Origin of the sequence: Methanoculleus sp. SDB, from assembly GCA_001412355.1 — an archaeon.
Lineage (GTDB): Archaea > Halobacteriota > Methanomicrobia > Methanomicrobiales > Methanomicrobiaceae > LKUD01.
The window spans coordinates 1-21,017 of the sequence record LKUD01000015.1 but is presented as its reverse complement, the minus strand read 5'-3'; the positions used below and the strand labels follow the sequence as shown (position 1 = coordinate 21,017).

Sequence of the window (21,017 nt, the reverse complement as noted above, 5' to 3'; positions counted from 1 at the left end):
TCCTGCCTCCTGGTAAATTAATGGCCCCGTGATGTTTTGGCAGTTTCGATTGCCTCCCTGAGCTCCTGCCGGATCTCGTCATCAAACTCCTCCGTCTCTGCGGCGGGATCGATGCCGGTCTCCTCGGTAATCCTGAGAAGCGCACTGGCGGCCCCTTCTCGTGCGGTTTCGCCACCCGACCTGATAATGAGCAGAAGCGGCCCGATTGCGGGGCGGCCGATTGCCGCGAGAGATACGACCGCCCGGCTGCGGACATATTCGTCCGGGTCGCCGAGCGCCAGCACGAGCGGTGCGATGACCTCCTCGTCACCGATCTCCCCGAGTGCGAGCGCCGCCCGCCACCGCAGGTCTGCGTCGGGATCGTCCAGCGCCCCGATAAGTGCGGAAATGGCCGGCTTTCCAATCTTCCCGAGCGCCTCGGCCGCCTCCCAGCGCACACCGCTGTTCTCGTCATGGAGCGCCTGCGAGAGGGCCTGAACCGCCTCCCCGGTGCGAAGGTCCCCGAGGGCAATCGCCGAACGGTACCGGGTTTCCATGTCGCGGCTCGAAAGTCCTGCGATCAGTCCCCGGACATTCGCCTCGCGGCGGTAAGCATGCACCCGGCTCCCTGCCTCCGTTCTTTCGGCGGCGGCGTCGACGTTCTCTCCGATCGGCGCCTCCCGCCGGAGGCTCCTTTCCAGCAGGTACTCGATCAGATCGCCCCGTTCGTATTCGATCCTCTCGAAAATCAGGCCGGAAATCAGGCCGACGATCGGAAACATGGCCCCTCGCACCAGGGCGTCGGTTCCGACCATGCCGCCGGTGAGCAGGTATTCGATGCCGATATGCAGCCCCGTAAGGTACAGGCCGAAAAAGACTGCCTTCCGGTAAAAGAGGATGGCAACCGGCACCAGAAAGATGTAGTAAAAGTGGGTGTACCCTGTTGAAATTCCGAGAAAGAAATGCACAACGACTTCGATGACGGTGTAGATGAGGATGATTGCGCCGAGAATCAGCGGGCGCGATTTCCGGAACTCCATGTGGCTGAACGTGAAATATTCCATCTGATGAAGGAAGGGTTGCCGCCGGGCGTTATTTATAGGTATGTGAGAATCCCGCCCTGCCCTTTCCGGCGCCCGTCACCGCCCCGGCGGTCTTCTGCACCACCCCGGAGAGCGCCGGATGGATGTGCGTGGCGGCGACGAGGTCGTGCACCATGCCGTCAGCCCAGGCGGGCGAGCGCAGCCTTCGTAAACGCTGCAAGATCCCGGGGGTCTCTGCTCGAAATCAGGTTTCCGTCCTCCACGACCTCCGCATCGACGAAGGTGGCACCGGCGTTTTTGATGTCCTGAACGATCGAGGCGTAGCCGGTTACCCGGCGGCCGCCGAGCACCCCCGCGGTAATCAGCAGCTGCGGCCCGTGGCAGATCATGAAGACGGGTTTGCCGCTTTCGACGAAAGCACGCACGAAACCGACGATCTCTTCGTGGACACGCAGCTTGTCGGGCGAGTATCCGCCCGGTATCAGCAGGGCATCGAAATCGGCAACCGAGACCTCGGCAACCGCCCGCTCGATCTTCACGGGCGTATGATCGGTTTTGCCCCATACCATTTCATCGCGTTTCACGCCGATCGGGACGATTAAATGGCCGATTCTTCGAAAAGCGTCGGTCGGGTACAGAAATTCGGAATCCTCAAAGAGATGGGTGAGCAGTACGGCAATTTTTTTCATGAAAACTCCCGGGTTCCGGTCGAATGCCGGCCCTGGTACGGGAATGCATTGGGAGAGGAGGGAGATAAATGTGGTGCGGGAGAGGAAGAGGAGCCGGGGATGCACTTCCTCAGTGTCGCGGGCGGCGACGGGTCTCTCTCCCCCCGGATGTCGTGAAAATCATGTGTATTTCCTGTAAAATGTGTAGATATCACTCGAATTCGGAATCGGGCGGATCGCGTGTTTTATATCGTATTTTTACCGTAATAATAAACATGGAGCGGGGTTTTGTCCCGGATGCCGTGATTGAGGAAAAGCTCGAACATATGCGGGCTGAATTATTTGTCTATATCGACCGGAATATCGAGGCGATCGAACAGAATCTCCCTGTCTTTTTCGGCCAGGTGGCCTCGATTCTTGAAAAAGCCACGGTCAAAATCCCCGATGCAGCCCACGACGAATTCATCGACGCCGTCGTGTTTCACCTCTTCGGGGGCAGCCGCCGCATCGGCGATCAGAAATTCGTCGCCCGGGTCACTGAGCTGGCTCCCGCCATCAAGCGGAACAAGGAGAAGAAAAGCGGCATCCACGTGGCTGCCGCCATCCACCTCATCAGGGCCGGGAAATATCTCGAGGCGTCGTATTACCTCAAACCCTACAAGAAGCACGACGCCAAGGTCGGGACGTGGTTTGCCTACTGCTACTATGCCCTCTACAAGGACGGCTCGCAGGAGCCCGGGTACAACCCCGGCAGCAGATGGAACTATGCGAAGCTCTCGCGGCAGGCGATGGAGGATCTCAGCACCTGGAAGCCGCGGCACAACCTGATTGTAAAGGGGATCCTTGCAACGGCGAAATGGATGGAGAAACCCTTCTGGTTGATGCTGTTTTCGGCGGTCGAATGGTTTCCCGACGAGCAGTGGTACCTGCATCTCGGTATAAAAATCGCCAAGGAGGATGCGAACGGTGTCACCCTCGCAAAACTGCTCCAGATCGCTCTCGGGAGGTTTCCGGGCGATATCGTCTTTTTCCGCGAGGCGTATTTCAGGAACTTTAACCAGGGGGAACTGGATGCCGCGATAGAGCTGATCCGGGACATGAGGCAGCGCTATCCGCGGGAGATCGAGCCGGTATATTACGGGCTCAGGACCTCATTTTTCATGCAGGGAACAGCGCTCTTCACGGAATTCCGCACTGCTGCGGAAGAGGTCTCGATGCCGTCGCACGTCCTGCAGATTGTCGATTTTGCGTTCGAATATTTCAAAGGCCGGCAGGGTCCTGCGGCGCTCTGCCTCGAACACTTCCTCGAATCGTACCCCGGATTCGATTATTTCGCACGCCTTCTGGACTTTATCGCGTTCCACTGCGAGGATCCCGATCAGAAGAGGGCCGTCCGCCTTGCCGTCTTCGGCGCCGTGGACAGCTACTGCCGGCGCATGCTGCAGATAAAAGAGAATTAGATTCCTCAGGCCGTCGCTTCCCGAATACACTCCTCAAGCGTGCCTATCCGGGCCACCGAGCCGCACATATTCGGGATGTAGCTTGCAGCCTTGCCGGAATCCACCATGATGCCCCGGAACCGGTCCATGCCCGGCGATACCACCATGCAGGTGTCCTCGAAGACCTTCGCCCCGCTCTGCTCGATCGCCGCCACCGCATGCCGGTTCGCCTGCACGACTCCTCGGGCGGCGAAGATATAGAGCGGCTTTGTCGTCTTCTTCCCCTGAAGGAGGGAGGCGATCGTCTCGAGCTGCTGAGCGGAGCAGTGGGGGCAGCCGATTGCAACCGCGTCCACGGGCACGTCGGTAAAGAGCTTCTCGATGGCGTCCGCTTCGATCGTGATGGTTTCAAGCGCCTCCACATCCATGCGGGACCGCTGGCGCATCACCCGTACCTCGGGCGTGATGCCGTCCACATGGAAGAGGGCGACGGCGCCGGTGGCCGCCATGGCAGCCCCCATCGCCTTCATGCTGTCGCGGTTCGGCCGCATCCCGAGGAAGATCGGTATCCTGTTTCCGACCTCCTTTCCGGCGAGGTACCCGATTGCGCCGAAGTGCCCCGCGTGGGCGTTTCCTTCCGGCATCTCCACCCTGACCGCCACCTGCGGCAGGCGGTTGTCGAAGATGTGCAGCCCGTACTTCGGGGTCTTCCCGATGATTGCCGCCGCAAGGGCGCTCGGCCCCCCCTCGCGATTCGTGCGCGCCCCGATGACAGAGTTTGCATAGGCGACCGCTGACGACTCCGACCACGCAAGATGATCCCCGTAGTTCGTGATGCTCAGGTAGTAGGGAGTGCACGTGCACTCGAGGCGCACGCCGAGGCGGTGGTAGGCATCGATGACCGCCATCTGCCGCTCCGCGAACTCCCGGGAAATCCCCATCTCCTCCCACCGCTCGCGGGGCATGCCGATCGGGTTCAGTACCGAGGGGACCGCAACCCGGGCGTCGAGGCTTTTGAGCCATTCCAGCCCCCACTTACCGATCGTCTTGTACGAGGCGCCTGCAATCTGGGCGCTTGCAATCGGCACGAGCTCCCCGGCACCGAAGACCTTGCCGAGACCGACCAGGATCTCCATCATTTTTTGCCGGGTTTCGCCGTACTCACCCGCGAGTATCTTTTCATCATCGTTGTCAAGAAACACGTTTACGACCACTCCGCACGAATGAATTTGTCCTCTTCCCCCATCACCATTGTGGCGTCGATCCCTACCTTTACGTTCGTGCCGTCGGCACTCCGGCAGGGATCGAGTGACGAACCCCGGACTCCGGAGATAACCATGAGGTCGCGGTCGCCCCGCACCCTGGTGGCGATCGCGTACTCCACGTCCTCTCCATCGAAGATATCGATGTCCATATCCACCACCACGACGTGCTTGAGCGAGGTATGCGTCGCGAATGCCGCCATGATCGCATTTTTGGCGTCTCCCTGTGTGCTTTTCCGTATCTGGATGACGGCGTGAAGGTAGCCGCAGCCGCCGGTGGTGAGGACGACATTTCCGACCCGTGTTACACCCGCGACGGCGCGGTAGATGGACGGCTCGTACGGGACGCCCATCAGCACCTTATGCTCGGCACCTCCGGGAAGAATGCCGTGGTATATCGGATCCTTCGCCGTGTGCATGCCGGTCAGCTCTATGACGGGCTGCTGGCGCACCGGATCGTATGTTCCCGTGATGTCCACGAAGGGCCCTTCGGCGGTTTTTTCCGTCCCGATATAGCCCTCGAACACGATCTCCGCAGGCGGAACCTGGATCCCGTTGCCGCATGTGGAAACCGGCAGCGTGCCTCCCGAGAGTCCGGCCGCATAGGCAAGCTCCTTTCCCTCCGGAACCCGTGTGCAGGAGGCGAACGTGACCGCCGGATGCGTGCCGACGGCGATCGCGACAGGCAGGCGCTCCCCCTCCTCCCGCGCTGCCGCGAGCAGCGTGTCGGTATGCCGTCCCTCCACGATCCGTGCGGCAAGGCGGCGCTCGTCGAGGACGAGCATCCGGTGGATGGAGGCGTTTTCTATCCCGCCGTATGCGGAGAAGACAATTCCCGCCGTCAGGTACCGGCCCGCATCGAGGGGGTAATGCTTCATGACGGGCAGTGAGCGGAGGTCGGGCTCCTGCAGGGACAGCCTTCCCCGCTCCTCGATCACCCCGTCCGGGCGGGCGCCCGCAAGCTGCCGCACCATGTCCCGCTCTTCCATCCCGAGCGCGACGGCGAGCGCTTTCCGGGTTGCGATGGCGTTCATCACCGCCCGGTGCCCGTCGATATCATGGAAGAAGAGCAGGCGGTCCGTTGCGGCCGCCCGTTTCGGTGCTTCGTAGACGGAGGAGACGGGTTCTTCGATATCCTCGACCAGCCCCCGCTCCCGCATCTGTTCGATAAAAGCTCTCATGGATATCCGCTCCAGCGCGTACTCAGGTGGTGCTCGACACCGAGATGGTCCAGGGCGCGTGCCACGACCATGTCGACCAGATCGTCGATTGTCTCCGGGCGGGTATAAAAACCGGGGCTCGTCACCATCACGGTGGCTCCCGCTTCGTCCGCGGCAAGCATGTTTCGCAGGTGGATGCGGGAGAGCGGCATCTCCCGCGGCATCAGGATGCAGGTCCTTTTCTCCTTCAGGCAGACATCCGCGGCGCGTGTCAGGAGGTTGCCGGCCACGCCCGCGGTAATCGAGGCGAGCGTCTTCATGCTGCACGGGAGGATGATCATGCCGTCGTACCGAAACGATCCGCTCGCGATCTCGGCAAACATATCGGTGTTTTCCTCATAGACGGCATCGAATCCGGCGAGATCGATGCCCTCGTACTCGGCGATGCGCCGGCCCATCTCCGTAATGATGATATAGACCTCCGCCTTCTCGCACAGCACTTCCAGAAGGCGACGTGCGTAGATAATACCGCTTGCCCCGGTGATTCCGACTACGTATCGTTTTGTCATAAGCACAAATCCTGTCCTTATATGCTGAGTTTGTCCTGTTTCGTGGGTTTTTTGAGGTGAAGGACATCGGCGGCCGCCACGGCGACCCTATCCCGGATGTCCGGGGGAGCGTACACGCCCATCCGCCACTGGCTGCGCCGCGTGTCGTTGAGCGTTTTAACGAGCGGCGATATCTGTTCGAGATCCACCAGATCGTGCCGGTTGGTCACCTGCACCTCCACCGACATTGTTGTGGGAAACGGCGGGATGTCCACGAGCACGGAGCCCGCATCGACACCGGCTTTCTCCGCGATCTCAGCTGCGATCGTCCGCTCCCCGGCAATTCCGGTCCGTCCCTGCAATGCGGGGGCATTGACAAGGTCGCGGCCGGCCCAGAGCGCTCTCTTGAAGAGGCGGCGGTGCAGTACCCGGCCGGTGATCTCCTGCGCCACGGGCGACGGCGAGGTGCACAACTCCCTGATAAATGCCGCATCGTCCATGGCAAGCAGCCTGCCTGTCTGGTCGATGCCCGTAATGCTCATGTGCTCTATGGCGGCGTGGAGGATCATGCGTTCGGCAATCCTGCCCACGTGATGGAAGTAGACGGCAGGCCGCATCAGCGTCCGCGCAATCAGCAGCGACTCTGCGGCGTTGATTCCCGATTCATCAAGGACGATCCCCGAATCCGTCAGCATGATGCTGTGAATCAGCCGGTGTGCGTCCACCGTCCCGTATGGCACCCCCGTATAGTGTGCATCGCGAAGGAGGTAGTCCATCCGGTCCACGTCGAGCTCACCGTGAATGATTCCCGCGAGCCGGTGGTTGCCCTGCACGATGGCGGCAATCTCACCGGGGTCCGTGCCCAGCGCCTCACACTGCACCGAGAGGGCTTCATCGCACAGGACAGGCCCGATATCCGTGTGGGTCCTGCCCGTATACTCCCGCATCAGCACCTCGGTTGCATGCGAATACGGTCCGTGGCCGATGTCGTGGAGAAGGGCGGCGGTGGTGACGAGAACACGGTCGTCCGCATCAAGGTCCAGCTTATGGCAGAGCAGCGACGCCAGGTGCATCGTCCCGAGGGCATGCTCGAACCGTGTATGATTGGCGCCCGGGTAGACGAGATGGGAAAATCCCAGCTGCCTGATATACCGGAGACGCTGGACCGGCGGGGAATCGAGAACGGGAAGAAGGGCTTCGCTCACCTCTACATAGCCGTGAACGGGGTCCTTGATGATTTTCATCCGGATTTCAGTAAAGAATCAATATATATGGTTAAAAAAGATTGTGTGAGTATGCTCACGTTTCTTTCGGGTGGAACGGGCACGCCGAAGCTGCTCCGCGGCATGCGGGTATTCCTCGGGGATGCGGAGATCTCGGTTGTCGTGAACACCGCGGAGGACATGTGGATCTCGGGCGGACACCTCTCTCCCGACATCGATACCGTCATGTACCTCTTTGCCGGGCTTCTCAATACCGACACATGGTGGGGTATTGCGGACGATACGTTCATCACGCATGATTTTGTGGCCCGGCTCGGGGAAGAGGAGTATATTCGCGTCGGCGACCGCGACCGCGGTGTCATGATCGTCCGCGGGGAGATGCTCAGGAAAGGGCTGACGCTCACCGAGGCGACGCGTATCCTGTGCAACCGCCTCGGCGTGGATGCCACCGTGCTGCCGATGGCCGATACCCCCGTGACGACCCGGGTCGAAATACCCGGAGGCACGATGCATTTCCAGGAGTACTGGGTGAAGCACCGGGGTACGGTGGATATCACCGGCGTCCGGCGCGTATACAGGGAGCCGCCTGAAGCCCCGTCGGCAGTACTTACGGCACTGGCAGCCTCCGAAGCGGTCATCCTCGGCCCCAGCAACCCGGTGACAAGCATCGGCCCGATTCTTGAATGCGAAGGTATCCGGGAAGTGCTTGCCGATGCATTTGTCATCGCCGTCAGCCCGTTCATCGGTGACGTGCCTGTCAGCGGTCCCGCAGCGGCTCTCATGCAGGCATGGGGCTGTGAACCCTCATCGGCGGGCACGTTCGGTCTCTATGAGGATTTCACGGATGTCTTCATTCAGGATATCCGCGATCCGGTGGATGTGCCGGGCGCGGTGCGGTGCGACACCCTGATGACGGACCGTGAGAAGAGTATCGGCCTTGCGGAAGAGATTCTGCGAATCGTCGAAGGGGGGGGATAGGGCAACCTTCCCTGTCAGGTCGCGGGAAAGGCTTTTTCTTCCCGCACACGTCATCATTCATGTAATATGGCTGAAGATTATGTCGCATTCGGGGAAATTGAGCCTGCGTTTGCCCGGACAAAGGAGCTCCTCCTGCCGTTTCGCCGTTCCATCTGGCTGCGCATCGCAGTGATCGCATTTTTCATCGGCGGCGGAGGGATAAATCTCCCGTCCCCAAGCTGGAGCACCGGGGATATGCCAGCCGGACTGGAGCATGCCGTTACGCCGTTTCTTCCCCTGATTATTGCCGGCGTGGTCGCGCTCATCCTCCTCGCGCTGCTCTGGAGCATCATCGGCACGATTCTGCAGTTCGTCTTCGTTGATATGCTCGTCACGAATGAATGGCGCATTCTCAGCCATTTCAGCCCGCGTGCCGGGAAGGGCGTGCGCCTCTTCCTCTTCGAGGTGGGGCTCGCGCTCCTGCTGCTGCTGATCGTGGCGATTCCCGCGGCGGTCGTGTTCATTGCCGTGATCGTGATGACCGGGGGAGTGAACATCTCCGCGGTCGTCGCAATCCTTGCTGCCCTGCTGATCCTGCTCGTGCTGCTCATCCCGGGCGCAATTATCCAGATGCTGACCATCGACTTCGTGGTGCCGGTGATGATACGGGACGACTGCGGCGTGATCGGCGGGTGGCGCAGCGTGTACCCCGTACTGCGGGCGGAGTGGAAGCAGGCGCTCATGTTTGTGCTGGCAAAAATTGTGCTCGTCATCGCCACCTCGATCCTGCAGCTGATCGCGATGGTCATCGCGCTGATCATCATCGGCATTCCGGGGGGGCTTGTGGTCTTTGCCGGACATCTCGCTCTCGGTTCTCTGCTCATTGACGCCGTTCTCGCCACCCCGTTCGTGCTCGCGGCAATCGTTGCCATGCTTCTTGTTGCGGTGCCGGTCATCACCTTTCACCGCTATTACGGGCTGCACGTGCTCGGTCGCCTGGCGCCGCAGTACGCCCTCCTCCCCTGATCTTTTTCACGGAAAACACCGGTAGTTAGATGGCCGGAGCCGCACACTCATGATGATGATTGCGTTTCTCTCCGGGGGGACGGGGACACTCCCGCTGCTTCTCGGGATGCGGAGGCTCCTGCATGACCGTGAAATGGCGGTTATCGTCACCACCGCCGATGCGTTTCCCCTCTCGGGGGGGCACATGCTCGGCAGTGCCGATGCGGTGATGTTTCTCTTCGCGGGCATCCTCAACACCTCGACCTGGAGCGGGATTCTTGGGGACACGTACGCAACCCACCGGTACCTCGGGACTCTCGGTCGTCCCGAGCCCCTTGCCGTCGGCGACCGGGAGCGTGCCGTCCAGATCGCCCGCGCCGATCTGCTTCGCTCCGGCATGACGCTGACCGCGGCAACGGAGGCGCTCGCCGGCAGCCTTTCCCTCAGTGCGGCAATCCTGCCTGCGACCGATGTGCCGGTGCGGGCGATGGTACGGACGGACGGGGGGCTGCTTCCGTTTCCGCTCTGGCAAACCGCCGACAACCGGGAACCGGAGGGAATCGTACTCGAACATAACGGTCCGCTGGTTGCGACGGACACGGCCATCTCCGCTCTCCGGGATTCCGATGCGGTCATTATCGGGCCGTCCGAGCCCGCGGGGGGTATCCTCCCGATCCTGGCATGCAGCGGGGTGAAAGAAGCGCTCTCGGATACATTTGTCATCGCCGTTTCCCCCTTCACCGGGAGCCGCGACGGCAGTGGTCCGGAAGGCAGGCTGATGCGTGCCGAAGGGCTCGAATCGTCCTCACAGGGGGTATTCTCCCTGTACAGGGATTTTTGCGATCTGTTCGTGCAGGATGTCCGTGATAGCGCGGATGTTGAGGGGGCGCTCCGCATCGACACCCGGCTCCATACACCGGCGCGGTGCGAATCGCTGGCATGGGATCTGATGGCTATCGTGCGGCGGTCGTCAGGGTAAAAGGGGGAATTGGTGCCTACTCCGGGGGCATCAGGCCCTGCAGCCCTTCGGCGAGCTCCGAGAGCGCCGTTATGATCTGCCGGATCGCACGTGTGATACGATCGACGCCCTCGAGTGCGGCGTCGATATCGCCGCTGGCACCTGCCGGGGCGGGCGTCTCCGTTATCGTCGGTCCGGTCGTTGCCGGTGTCACCGGGGATTCCTCCGGTACGGCTTCGTCCGCATACGCCACTGCTTCGGCAGCCTTTTCACGTGCGGCGCCCGCATGCAGCCGAGCCTCGTCATACGCCCCCGAGGCACGGGCCGCATCGGCACGGACAAGCAGCGTCTCCGCCGCTTCCAGCTTAGCCTCGATTACCATCCGGCGCTCGGCGCTCCAAGTCCCGCCTTCGGTATCCACCCGCATGCGTACGTCCGTGATCTCCTCCCGGGCGTCAGCGGCGAGCGCCTCTGCGTATGCCTGCGCAAGGAGCCCCTGCCCTTCCGCAGCGGCATCGGCCGCACGGGAAATCGCCTGCCATGCGGCACCGGACAGGGATGCCGCGGCAGCGGTCAGGTTCTCCGAAGCGCGGGAATAGGCCGCTTCGGCTGCGGCGACCGGGATGCCTTCCGAGTCCGCAGTATCGATCTGGGTTCGAAGGGCCGCGACGGCCGTTGCCGCTTCGGCGATTGCGGCGTCGATCTCAGCCTCTGTAACGACACGAACGTTCTGTGCCAGCTCGTCCTTTGCACTCTCACCACCGGTATCGAACTGGCGGACCCTCAGCAGAGTGATCGTTCCCGGGTTTGCGGGTGCCTTTCCTGCAAGGCTGATGTCGATTCGTGTAACGCTGCCCGGATAATAGAGCTCAAATCCTGTCAGGGATTCGTATCTGCCGAACCGGGGTGCCATGGGAGTTCCCGCACCGTTGCGGGTGATGGTGAAGATCCACCGGGCGCTGTCGAGATCCGTGAAAAAATCCATCGATTCTGCTCCCGATGTGGCATCGTACCGGATCGTACAGCCGATGCTGACGTTCTGCGCTGCCAGAAGAGGCTCCCCGGGAGGGACGCCTCCGCTCTCGAAGGAGAGCGCCGATCCGGTGGCAGGGAGGAGAAGTATGAGAAGAAGCGCCGCCGCGAGCAGGCGAAACACCGGGGAAGAGCACGTGTGATACGAGACCGGCATCAGCCCTGCCTCCAAAACGGGCTTCTCACCCTCGTTCGATCCCGCCGAAGCGACAGGAATTGTGGGAACCATAGCGCACGTCCTTCATTGTCAGGTTGGGAGGTGAACGGTAAAAATGATGGGGTTTTTGGTGCCGGGCCGTCACGGCATTGCACGCAAAATCAATTAGTCTCGAAAACCTCATAGTACAGCAGATTCTTTATGCGCAAACGAATAGCAGACATTACCCCGGAAACGGAGGCAGCCGAAATCATCGGATGGGTCCATGAGATCCGCGATCTCGGGGGCCTCTCCTTTTATCTGATCCGGGACCGGAGCGGCATCATTCAGGCGACCATCGTGAAAAAGAAGGCGGCGGACGATGTCATCGAAGCGGCGAAATCCGTTTCACGGGAATCCGTCGTGCGCATTACGGGCACCGTCAGGGCGGTGGACAAGGCACCCGGCGGCAGGGAGCTTATTCCCGAAACCTTCGAGGTCATCGCCCGTGCGGCAACCCCGCTCCCGCTCGACGTGGCGGAGAAGGTCCCCGCCGAACTGGACACGAGGCTCGATGCACGGTTCCTCGACGCCAGAAGGCCGCGAATCAGCGCCATCTTCCAGATACGCAGCACGGTCACGCATGCCGTGTCGGATCTCCTTGCCCGCGAGGGTTTTATCACGATACAGACGCCGAAAGTGGTTGCGGCGGCAACCGAGGGCGGCACGGAGCTCTTCCCCATTGCATACTTTGAAAAGGAAGCCTTCCTCAACCAGAGCCCCCAGCTCTACAAGCAGATGATGATGGCTGCGGGGTTTGAAAAAGTCGTCGAAATCGGCCCGATCTTTCGTGCCGAGGAGCACAACACCGTCCGCCACCTTAACGAAGCGACCTCGATCGATGTTGAGGTCTCGTTTGCAGACCACCATGACGTGATGGATCTACTCGAGCGTGTCATCATCGCCGCATACGAGAGCGTCGGAGAACGGTGCGCCTCCCAGCTTGAGGTGCTTGGTGTGGCTCCCGCCGTGCCGGTGGCTCCGTTTCCCCGGATTACCTACGAAGAGGCGATCGGGATCGCATCGGCGAAGATCGACGAGGATCTCGCATACGGCGATGATCTCGGCACGGCCGCCGAAAGAGCGCTCGGCGAAGAGATGGGTGAGCATTATTTCATTGTCGACTGGCCGACGGAGATCAAGCCGTATTATGCACTGCCCTACGAGGACCGGCCTGAGATCTGCCGTGCCTTCGACCTGATGCATCCCCGGATGGAGTTGTCGAGCGGCGCACAGCGGGTGCACCGGCACGACCTCCTCGTCGAACAGATCCGTGCCAAGGGGCTCTCGCCGGAGAATTTTGAATTCTACCTCCAGCCGTTCCTCTACGGCATGCCGCCCCACGCCGGGTGGGGGCTGGGTGCCGAACGGCTCGTCATGACCATGCTTGAACTGCCGAATATCAGGGAAGCGGTGCTGTTCCCGCGTGATCGCCATCGCCTGACACCATGATCCTGACATCCAAACTGCTTCCCACGACCGTCGTGGGCAGCTATCCGGTGGTGAAGGGGAAGGGCCTTCTTTCCCTGATGGACCCGCTCAAAACCGCCATGGAGACCGCCGTCGCCGACCAGATACGGGCGGGCATCGATATCATCTCGAACGGGCAGGTGCGGGGCGACATGATCGGTTCCTTCACATCACAGCTTCCGGGCATCAGCGGGCAGCGGGTAATCGGCAGGGTACAGGCCCCGCCGAAAGCCTTCACGGTCGGCGACACCCGGTATGCTCTCTCCCAGCACGCGAAGGTGAAGGGAATTCTCACCGGCCCCTCAACGCTCGCCCATGCGCTGAAAATCGATACACCGATGTACCGGAACAGGGAGGAGCTGATCCTCGACATCGCGCAGGCGCTTGCCACGGAGGCGAAGCGCCTCGAAGAGACCGGTGTGACAATCGTGCAGATCGACGAGCCCATCCTCTCCACCGGTACGGCAAACCTGCATACCGCACGGCAGGCCGTCGGCACCATCACCTCGGTGCTGCGCATCCCGACCGGGCTTCATGTCTGCGGCGGGCTACGCGGCGTCATCGACGACATCCGGAAAATGCCGGTCGATATCCTCGACTGTGAATTCGCAAACAACCCGGACAACCTTGAGGTTGTTTCCGGTGCGGACCTCAAAGGGAAGATCATCGGGTACGGGGCGGTGGACTCCGCATCATCCGACATTGAACCGGTCGCAGCCATTCGGGCGCATATCGAGCACGGTGTCGACCTTTTCGGGGCGGACCGCCTTCTCATCGATCCCGACTGCGGACTCCGGATGCTCTCGCGGGAAACCGCATTTGAAAAACTAAGAAGGATGGCGAAAGCGGCCGCTTGCGTCCGTTCAGAGCTTTAAATGAGGTGTTCGGAAGCCGTGTTTCCGGCAAGGGCAAGACTGATGGCGACGCGGAGGCTCTCATCTGAGAACGGTTTGATAATATAGCCGTCCGGACGGGTTTCCCGTGCCCGTTTCACCGTTTCGGGATCGGTGTATCCTGTCAGGTATATTATCGGGATCCTGTTCATTTCCTGTATGGCAGCTGCAGCCTCTATCCCGTCCATATCTCCGTCGAGACCGATATCCATGAGAATCAGGTCCGGTTTGTTTCGGGAAATCGATGTGATTGCATCCCGTGCGTTTTTACTAATGCCGTCGATGGCAAATCCAAGATGTTCCAGCCGCATTTTGATAACGGCGCTGATGATGACGTCGTTTTCAACGATATGAATCGCGGCGGAATTCATACATCTGATGTTCATGGCGCGTATAAAATCCTTTCTATAAAAATAGTACAATCGGGCTGGAATATTCCAGTGGCACGAGAATTTTACATAATTACTGGCCCACAGGGCAGTCCGTTCACACTCCCGTCATCAGCAGCATATCTCAGGCGTACAGGGGATGCAGGGAGAATACCCCCTGCACTCCTGAATCAGGAGGATTCCGCGCATCGTGATGGTGCGGGGTGAGCACGAATCGCGTCACCCGTCCGTGATCAGGTGTGCGGGGAAGGTTTCCTTCGCCGGAATGAGATTGTATAGGTGACGCCACCTTCGGTTTCGATGGCGAGTGTCCCCTCCAGCTGGTTTTCCGCGAGCATTCTGATGAGGTGCAGCCCGAGTGACGGCGATTGTCTGACGTCAAGGGCGTGAGGGAATCCCACGCCATTGTCACTGATCCTGATTGTGATGGTGCCCTCCGCATCCTCGCTCATCCGAATCTCGATCCTTCCGCTCCGGTTGTCCGGAAATGCGTATTTCATTGAATTGGACACGATTTCACTGACAATCAGTCCGCAGGGAATTGTGGTGTCGAGATCCAGATCCCGCACCTGTACATCGGTGGAAATCTCCACGTTCCGCGCCTCGCCTTCATAGATCATACCGAGGTGTCCGACGAGATTCGAGATGTACCCGGCAATATTGACGTGGAACATGTCCTGTGAACGATAGAGCTTCTCGTGCAGGAGCGCCATGCTCATAATGCGTTTCTGGGCATCCTTCAATGCATTGAGGACAGTCGTATCCGTGACATACTCCGCCTGAAGCGAGATCAACGCGGAGATCACCTGGAGGTTGTTCTTGACACGGTGGTGCAGCTCCTTCATCAGCGTATCTTTCTCGGAGACGGAGCGTTCCAGTTCGCTCTGGATAGATTTGACGGTTGAAATGTCGCTTGCGACGGCACGGAGGCCGACGACAACCCCCTCCTGGATAACCGGTGTGGCATGAACGATCATGGGAATCGGTGTTTTATCTTTCCCGAGCATGGTGAACTGCGCCGCACGGGTTGTTTCGCCGTTCAGCACCTGTTGTGCATAGGCGATTACCCTCTCCCTCTCCGTCGCATCGGCAAATAGTCCGGGATTGAAGATGTTCCTGTCCTGTTCGGAAAACGTTCCGAAAATCTCCGGGCTTGCCTGGTTGATAAAGGTGATCCGCCCTTCCCTGTCCGCTTCAACAACGATCTGGGGAAGAGAGTCGGCCAGCGTATGGTATTTCTCTTCGCTTTGCCGCAGGATTTTTTGCGACTGCTCGATCTCGGCAAGCATGCTGTCGATGTTTCCTGCGAACGATGCAATCTCGTCGTCGCCCTTCACGGCGATTCTCCTGCTGAAATCACGCGACGAGGTGATTGATGTGACTTTCCGGTTCAACCCGCCGATGGGCTCCAGAATCAGCTGGCTCAGAATGAATAGTGTGCACATCCCGAACACTCCCCCCATGGCGATCAGCGATGTAAGGAGATAGGCGATTGTCGAATATGCCTGGTGAATCATTGTCCGGGGGAGATCCATGGTGAGTGCAAGGGCCGGCTGGCTGTGTATGTCGCTGAGGAGCGTATAACCTGAAATTATTGTATCGTTCGCAGGAATAACAGCGATTCTGTTTTTGAGAAGTGCGGTACGGATGCCGTCACCGATATCGTCGCTCTCCCACAAAATAGCCGAGACCGGGAGATTGGTGATGCCTGACAGCCGCTCCATCTGTACCGGTGTGAGGAATTTACCCATGATCAGGGCACCTTTCACCGGCCCTTCGGCATGCGAGTTTAAAATGGGGCGCGATGCGGCGACGATGGGAGTTACGCCGGGCAGAATGACGAGTCCCCGTATCGATGCTTCGGGTGATGAATGAGAGGAAAGCAGGGGGTCGGAGAGAATTCCTGCCTCGATTTCCGGGGCGAGGGGGACCAGGAGATCCCCGCCGGGCGGCATCATACGTCCGTAGACGAGGTGTCCGTCCGTGTCGATGAAGAGAATCAGCTGGATGTCGAGATTTTCAAAGAGGGAAGGCACCATGTTGGACCGGAGAAAGGCATCATTATGATCCGCCATGAACACGGAGGTGTCGTCCCAGAAGGCATAGTCGGTCGCATGGGTATCGAGGGCTTTGACATCGGCCTCATATGCGTTGATCACCAGCTCCATGTCCTTCGCAATATCGTCCGTCTCGATCCGGCTGTAGCTGTCCATGAGGAGCATGTTCGCCGAGATGTACAGGCCGGTAAACAGAACCCCCAGCGTAATGAGGATGATAATTAGGCTCTTGGTTGTTAATTTCATGAAGTGAACGACTCCTGGTGCCTGTACCCTGCTGCGCTATCCGCGGAATTGCGCATCACCCGGTTTTACCGGACGAATAAAGTGCGATTTCGATCGTGGTCCTCAGGATATCGTCAGTGAACGGTTTTATGATGTATCCCGCGGGTTTTGTCTTTTTTGCCCGTTCGAGAGTGTCTTCATCAGAGTGCGATGTGAGATAGATCACCGGAATATTTTCTTTTTCACGGATGGCTTCCGCAGCACCGATACCGTCGCTCTCTCCTTTCAAGCGTATATCCATCAGCGCCAGATCAGGTTTGAGTTCCGTCGCCTTCATAATCGCATCTTCGGCGGTTGCAGAGATATGAACAACGGAAAATCCGAGTTTTTTCAATCTGGTCTGAAGGAGTGTTGCGATGATGATGTCATCCTCGACGACGAGAATTGTGCCGTGTGTCATGAGAATCAGTAATTAATGATTCATGGCAAATTGTATTTTAAATATCACTCCGTTTTCGCTGGTGACGTATAGTGAACCGTCGGGCCGGGCCGTGGTAATGAGCCTGACGAAGTGCAGGCCCGGCGATACGTGCTCCTGCCGGTCATCAGGGGGAAAGCCAACGCCGTCATCGGCAATAATCATCGTGAAGAGGCCCTCCGGATCGTGTGTGCTGATGGTCCCGGCCGGTTCCCGGGAAGGCATGTTTCAGCGAATTGGCGACAATTTCACTCACGATTAAACCGCAGTGAAAAGGTTCCCGATATCCATGCGTATTTTACTACTGGCTTTTTTGAGTGCGAATCTGGCTGATCCGGGGTTCTTTTCCGTCTATTATCTGCCGGAAATATTCGATTGCCCGGGTACAATCCTGCTCGCCGGCGAATGTGCGGGAAGTAACCATGCTCAAACTGTATATTTATGGATGCCCGGGATTTTCGATCCGACACGATTGATGACGATGAGCTGCCCGTCACCGTCGCACTCCGGAACCGGCCGGGGGAAGGCAGGCATCGGTTGCATCAACGGGTATGCCGGTGGTCGCCGGTTCCCCAAAAATATTTTCCCCCAACGTCGTGTTCTACACAACGCGTGCCGTGGTGGAAAATTCGAGCCCCTCTTTCATGACATTATAGGGATATACCCGTTGCGGGACATCCATGTGCGGGATTTTATTGATGGCGAGCCGCCGCTCGATCTCATTGCCGTGTGTCGTTTCGGTAAGGGTCATGAAGATGTCCGCGGCACGGATGATGCGAAGCTCTTCCAGCGGGGTGTGGATGCCTGAATACAGGAGGAACATGACGTTGCCGCCCTGCCGCCGGACCGAGTCGACCCCGTCCGTGAGGCAGTGGATCGCCGCATCGATGCCGTGCTCCAGAAGGACTGTCGAGAGCGAATCGACAACCACGCGATCCCCTTCCATGAGCGGAACAAGGGTGCCCGGATCCGACCCGGAAGGCTTTATCATTCCCTCTACGGGTGCTGCGTCAAGCATCAGGTATGTCCCCGCGGTCTCCTCGGCCTTCCAGAACTGTACGGCCATCCGGTCCATCCCGGTTAATGCGGTGCCGTAGACGACAATGGACGTGCCCTCGGGATAGCCCCCACCCAGCTGAAAATCGAGTCCCGAGATTCCTGTCGAGCGCTTTTCCCGTATTTCTTCCAGGTACTCATTGTTTTCGGGCATGCGGAGAGAAAATCGACGAGATGGCGTAAAAAGATATCCCCGGAGGCCGGTACCCGGATCTCCGGCAGCGTTTATTCCCGGCGAGAAATCGCACCGAACCGATCCCTGAGTTCACGCCTCAGGAGCTTCCAGCCACCGACGCGGGGCAGATCGCGCAGGATCACGGTCCTGCGGGGGATCTTGTACCCGGCCAGTCGTTCCCGGGCGTACTCCACGAGTTCCTCGTGGAGAAACTCCACCCCGGCAGCGGGCACGACCGCAGCCACGGGTATTTCGCCGCGGTGCTCGTCCGGGATGCCGAAGACTGCGATATCCCGGATTTTCGGGTGTTCCATGAGCACCTTCTCCACCTCGGTCGGGTAGACCTTCCATCCCGACATCACGATCATGTCTTTCTTCCGGTCGGTAATCGCGAGCATTCCCGACGAATCCAGGTACCCGATATCCCCGGTCAGAAACCATCCCTCGGGGAGAAAGACGGCATTCGTTTCGTCGGGCATCTGCCAGTAGCCCGAGGCGACGGACGGTCCCCGGAGGGCAATCTCCCCCGTCTCACCCGGGGGCAGTTCGATGGTGGGATCGTCCGTATCGACGATCGTCACTTCGGAATAGCCGACAGGATGCCCCACGCTCCGAAAATCCTCGGCGGTGGCATAGTCCTCCGGCCGGATCGCCGTCCCGGTCCCGACGACGATCGTCTCGGAGAGCCCGTATGCGTTCGCGACGGGAATCCCGAACCGCTCGTGAAACGTCTTCCAGATACTCGGGTGCAGGGGGCCGCCGCCACTGATCATGATGCGGGTGCCGGCGAACGCCTCCTCCGTACCGGGGGGCGAGAGAGAAAGGGAATGGATCACCGGGGGCATGGATGCAACCACCGTCGCACCGCTCTCCGGGACGAGGCGTATGTAGGCCTCCGGATCGAAACGCTCCATGACAACCCACGTGGCTCCCGCCTTCAGGGCGGAAATGCCCCAGCTCACGCCGACATGGGCCATCGGGTAGATGCCGAGGTATACGTCGTCAGAGCACAGGCCGAGAACCTCACCCCCGGCATCCAGCGCCGCCATCCAGTTCGCATGGGTAAGCATCGCCCCTTTCGGATTCCCGGTGGTCCCCGACGTGTACTGCAGCTGGCATACCGTGTCACCGGCGCAGAACGCCGCACGGAGCTCGGGCGGTGCGGCCAGTATGGCGTCCCACGGCACCGTCCCGGCGGACCCTCCCGTGCCCGTACAGACGATGTGCCTGACCGAGGGCGCACGGCCCCGTATCCGTTCGGCCGCCCCGCATCCGCCCGCGTCCGTTATGATTGCCGCTGCTCCGGCGTTTGTCACCGCATAGCGGACTTCCTCTTCGGTGAGAGCGATATTGACAGGGACGGCCACCGCCCCGATACGCCAGATGGCGAGATAACAGATTACATAGTCGGGCGAACTGTCGAGATGAATGCAGATCCGTTCTCCGGGGCCGATGCCAATCTTCCTGAGGCCGTTTCCAACCCGGTTTACCGTTGCAAACAGTTCGCGGTAACTGTAGGAATGACCGGTCGTCGGCTGTACTATCGCTGTCTTATCACCGAATCGTCGGTTAACATCGAGAAATGTAGTGCAGTTCGACATGATGGCTCCTCTGAAGCGGACATACCGCTCCTGCGCGCAAATGTACTATTGTGTTCATTCGAGGATATAGTATTCCACATGCCGGCCCGGGAAAAGAAGGTTTACTGGTATTCGGGAGGCTGTACCTGCGTGGGCAGGCCCCCCTTGAAATATTGCTCGATTCTGCTGTACTGTTCCCGGAGCCTTTCGTTCATCATGGGCCGGACTTTCCCGAGTGCATGGTCGAAATGGGAGGGTCCGACCACATCCGCCCCTTCCCGCATGGCAAACATCGCGGCTTCGCGTGCAACGAGCGCAAGATCCGAGCCCACATAGCCTTCCGTCCGGGATGTCAGCGTTTCAAGGAGAGCATCCCGCGCGGGATCGGCAAAGCTGAGCCTCCTCTCCCGTAAGAGGGCCACAACCGAGCGGCGGCGGGCGCCCCGTGACAGGGGTTCGGCCGTTTCGCCCGGGGGCCCGATACACGCCACAATTTCGTCAAGGCCGACAGTCCTGTCCGTCCCCAGTGTTCCGAGGCACTCTTCAATCCTGTTTTCCTCGATACCCTCCAGGCGCATTACCAGCTCTTCGAGTGACGATCCCTCGAGAGGGATTAACCGTGTGTGGATATCGAGGATATGCCGCCGTCCTGCCGTATCGGGTTCGCGTATGTATACAAGACGATCAAACCTTCCCGCCCGCAGGAGCGCCGGATCGATGATGTCGGGCCGGTTGGAGGCGCCCATGACGACGACACCGCGCATTTCGAGAATTCCGTCCATTTCCGTAAGGATCTGGTTGACGACGCTCTCGATCACGTGGGAATCCCCGGCGCTCCCGCGGGAGGGCGCGAGGGCGTCGAGCTCATCGAAGAAGATGATCGCCGGAGCCACCTGCCGTGCTTTCCTGAATATTTCGCGTACCGCACGCTCGCTTTCCCCCACCCATTTCGAGAGGAGCTGCGGGCCACGCACCGGAATGAAGTTCGCACCGCTTTCGTTCGCGACGGCCTTTGCGATCAGCGTCTTGCCGGTTCCCGGCGGCCCGTACAGCAGCACACCTTTCGGCGGTTCTATCCCGAGGCTGTCAAAGCGGTCCGCCCTTGTCAGGGGATATTCAACCGCTTCACGTACCTCCTCCTTTTCCCGGGAAAGCCCGCCCACTTCTTCCCACGTGATATGGCTGACCTCGAGGAAGACTTCCCGCATGGCACTCGGGTTCACC

At 59.8% G+C, this 21,017-nt stretch carries 19 protein-coding genes and 1 pseudogene; 6 read left to right on the top strand and 14 right to left on the bottom strand.

Features of this window, described 5'->3' with window-relative positions; genetic code table 11:
* Nucleotides 1–17: 17 nt before the first annotated feature.
* Together APR53_07440 and APR53_07435 are read right to left on the bottom strand one after the other, a co-directional pair.
* A complete protein-coding gene (locus tag APR53_07440) occupies nucleotides 18–1,043 on the bottom strand; it encodes a hypothetical protein (protein ID KQC05505.1) in 1,026 nt (341 codons plus the stop codon).
* A gap of 158 nt (nucleotides 1,044–1,201) precedes the next feature.
* Nucleotides 1,202–1,711, bottom strand: coding sequence for a general stress protein (locus APR53_07435; GenBank protein ID KQC05511.1), 510 nt, complete (start codon nucleotides 1,709–1,711; stop codon nucleotides 1,202–1,204).
* Between the two features lie 254 nt (nucleotides 1,712–1,965).
* On the opposite strand from APR53_07435, the gene APR53_07430 reads away from it, so the two are divergent.
* Entirely contained in the window at nucleotides 1,966–3,150 is a 1,185-nt protein-coding gene (locus APR53_07430) for a hypothetical protein (GenBank protein ID KQC05504.1), read from the top strand.
* A 5-nt stretch (nucleotides 3,151–3,155) separates the two neighbouring features.
* Here APR53_07430 and APR53_07425 read toward each other — a convergent pair whose 3' ends face one another.
* From APR53_07425 to APR53_07410, 4 genes are read right to left on the bottom strand one after another with little or no spacing between them, the layout of a single operon-like run.
* Nucleotides 3,156–4,331: a hypothetical protein gene (locus APR53_07425; GenBank protein ID KQC05503.1), complete on the bottom strand. Its 1,176-nt coding sequence runs from the start codon at nucleotides 4,329–4,331 to the stop codon at nucleotides 3,156–3,158.
* 2 nt (nucleotides 4,332–4,333) lie between these two features.
* Nucleotides 4,334–5,572, bottom strand: coding sequence for a hypothetical protein (locus APR53_07420; protein KQC05502.1), 1,239 nt, complete (start codon nucleotides 5,570–5,572; stop codon nucleotides 4,334–4,336).
* Nucleotides 5,569–6,120, bottom strand: a complete 552-nt coding sequence (locus APR53_07415; GenBank protein ID KQC05501.1) for an aromatic acid decarboxylase — start codon at nucleotides 6,118–6,120, stop codon at nucleotides 5,569–5,571. The genes APR53_07420 and APR53_07415 overlap by 4 nt, the downstream gene beginning before the upstream one ends.
* 17 nt (nucleotides 6,121–6,137) lie before the next feature.
* The gene (locus APR53_07410; GenBank protein KQC05500.1) at nucleotides 6,138–7,343 is read right to left on the bottom strand and encodes a phosphohydrolase; all 1,206 of its coding nucleotides are present in this window, start codon (nucleotides 7,341–7,343) and stop codon (nucleotides 6,138–6,140) included.
* A 51-nt stretch (nucleotides 7,344–7,394) separates the two neighbouring features.
* Here APR53_07410 and APR53_07405 point away from each other — a divergent pair, with 51 nt between their 5' ends.
* The 3 genes from APR53_07405 to APR53_07395 all read left to right on the top strand — a co-directional run bounded on the left by APR53_07405 (nucleotide 7,395) and on the right by APR53_07395 (nucleotide 10,263).
* The gene (locus APR53_07405) at nucleotides 7,395–8,300 is read left to right on the top strand and encodes a 2-phospho-L-lactate transferase (protein KQC05510.1); all 906 of its coding nucleotides are present in this window, start codon (nucleotides 7,395–7,397) and stop codon (nucleotides 8,298–8,300) included.
* A 66-nt stretch (nucleotides 8,301–8,366) separates the two neighbouring features.
* Nucleotides 8,367–9,305 carry a hypothetical protein gene (locus APR53_07400; protein KQC05499.1) on the top strand — a complete coding sequence of 313 codons (939 nt, stop codon included), beginning with the start codon at nucleotides 8,367–8,369 and terminating at the stop codon, nucleotides 9,303–9,305.
* 55 nt (nucleotides 9,306–9,360) lie between these two features.
* Nucleotides 9,361–10,263, top strand: coding sequence for a hypothetical protein (locus APR53_07395; protein ID KQC05509.1), 903 nt, complete (start codon nucleotides 9,361–9,363; stop codon nucleotides 10,261–10,263).
* 16 nt (nucleotides 10,264–10,279) lie between these two features.
* Here APR53_07395 and APR53_07390 read toward each other — a convergent pair whose 3' ends face one another.
* The gene (locus tag APR53_07390; GenBank protein KQC05498.1) at nucleotides 10,280–11,503 is read right to left on the bottom strand and encodes a hypothetical protein; all 1,224 of its coding nucleotides are present in this window, start codon (nucleotides 11,501–11,503) and stop codon (nucleotides 10,280–10,282) included.
* Nucleotides 11,504–11,632: 129 nt separating this feature from the next.
* Here APR53_07390 and aspC point away from each other — a divergent pair, with 129 nt between their 5' ends.
* Both aspC and APR53_07380 read left to right on the top strand, forming a co-directional pair.
* Nucleotides 11,633–12,922 carry an aspartate--tRNA ligase gene (gene aspC / locus APR53_07385; GenBank protein ID KQC05497.1) on the top strand — a complete coding sequence of 430 codons (1,290 nt, stop codon included), beginning with the start codon at nucleotides 11,633–11,635 and terminating at the stop codon, nucleotides 12,920–12,922.
* Entirely contained in the window at nucleotides 12,919–13,815 is an 897-nt protein-coding gene (locus tag APR53_07380; protein KQC05496.1) for a methionine synthase, read from the top strand. The genes aspC and APR53_07380 overlap by 4 nt, the downstream gene beginning before the upstream one ends.
* Here APR53_07380 and APR53_07375 read toward each other — a convergent pair.
* The 7 genes and pseudogenes from APR53_07375 to APR53_07345 form a co-directional block, all read right to left on the bottom strand.
* A complete protein-coding gene (locus tag APR53_07375; protein KQC05495.1) occupies nucleotides 13,812–14,219 on the bottom strand; it encodes a hypothetical protein in 408 nt (135 codons plus the stop codon). The genes APR53_07380 and APR53_07375 overlap by 4 nt on opposite strands.
* A gap of 236 nt (nucleotides 14,220–14,455) precedes the next feature.
* Complete coding sequence (locus APR53_07370; GenBank protein ID KQC05494.1) at nucleotides 14,456–16,525, bottom strand: hypothetical protein; 2,070 nt, start codon at nucleotides 16,523–16,525, stop codon at nucleotides 14,456–14,458.
* Between the two features lie 55 nt (nucleotides 16,526–16,580).
* Entirely contained in the window at nucleotides 16,581–16,964 is a 384-nt protein-coding gene (locus APR53_07365) for a two-component system response regulator (GenBank protein ID KQC05493.1), read from the bottom strand.
* 12 nt (nucleotides 16,965–16,976) lie between these two features.
* Entirely contained in the window at nucleotides 16,977–17,207 is a 231-nt protein-coding gene (locus APR53_07360) for a hypothetical protein (protein KQC05492.1), read from the bottom strand.
* A gap of 376 nt (nucleotides 17,208–17,583) precedes the next feature.
* Complete coding sequence (locus tag APR53_07355) at nucleotides 17,584–18,192, bottom strand: KaiC (protein ID KQC05491.1); 609 nt, start codon at nucleotides 18,190–18,192, stop codon at nucleotides 17,584–17,586.
* Between the two features lie 71 nt (nucleotides 18,193–18,263).
* The gene (locus tag APR53_07350; protein KQC05490.1) at nucleotides 18,264–19,814 is read right to left on the bottom strand and encodes an acyl-CoA synthetase; all 1,551 of its coding nucleotides are present in this window, start codon (nucleotides 19,812–19,814) and stop codon (nucleotides 18,264–18,266) included.
* 101 nt (nucleotides 19,815–19,915) lie between these two features.
* Nucleotides 19,916–21,017, bottom strand: a pseudogene (locus APR53_07345).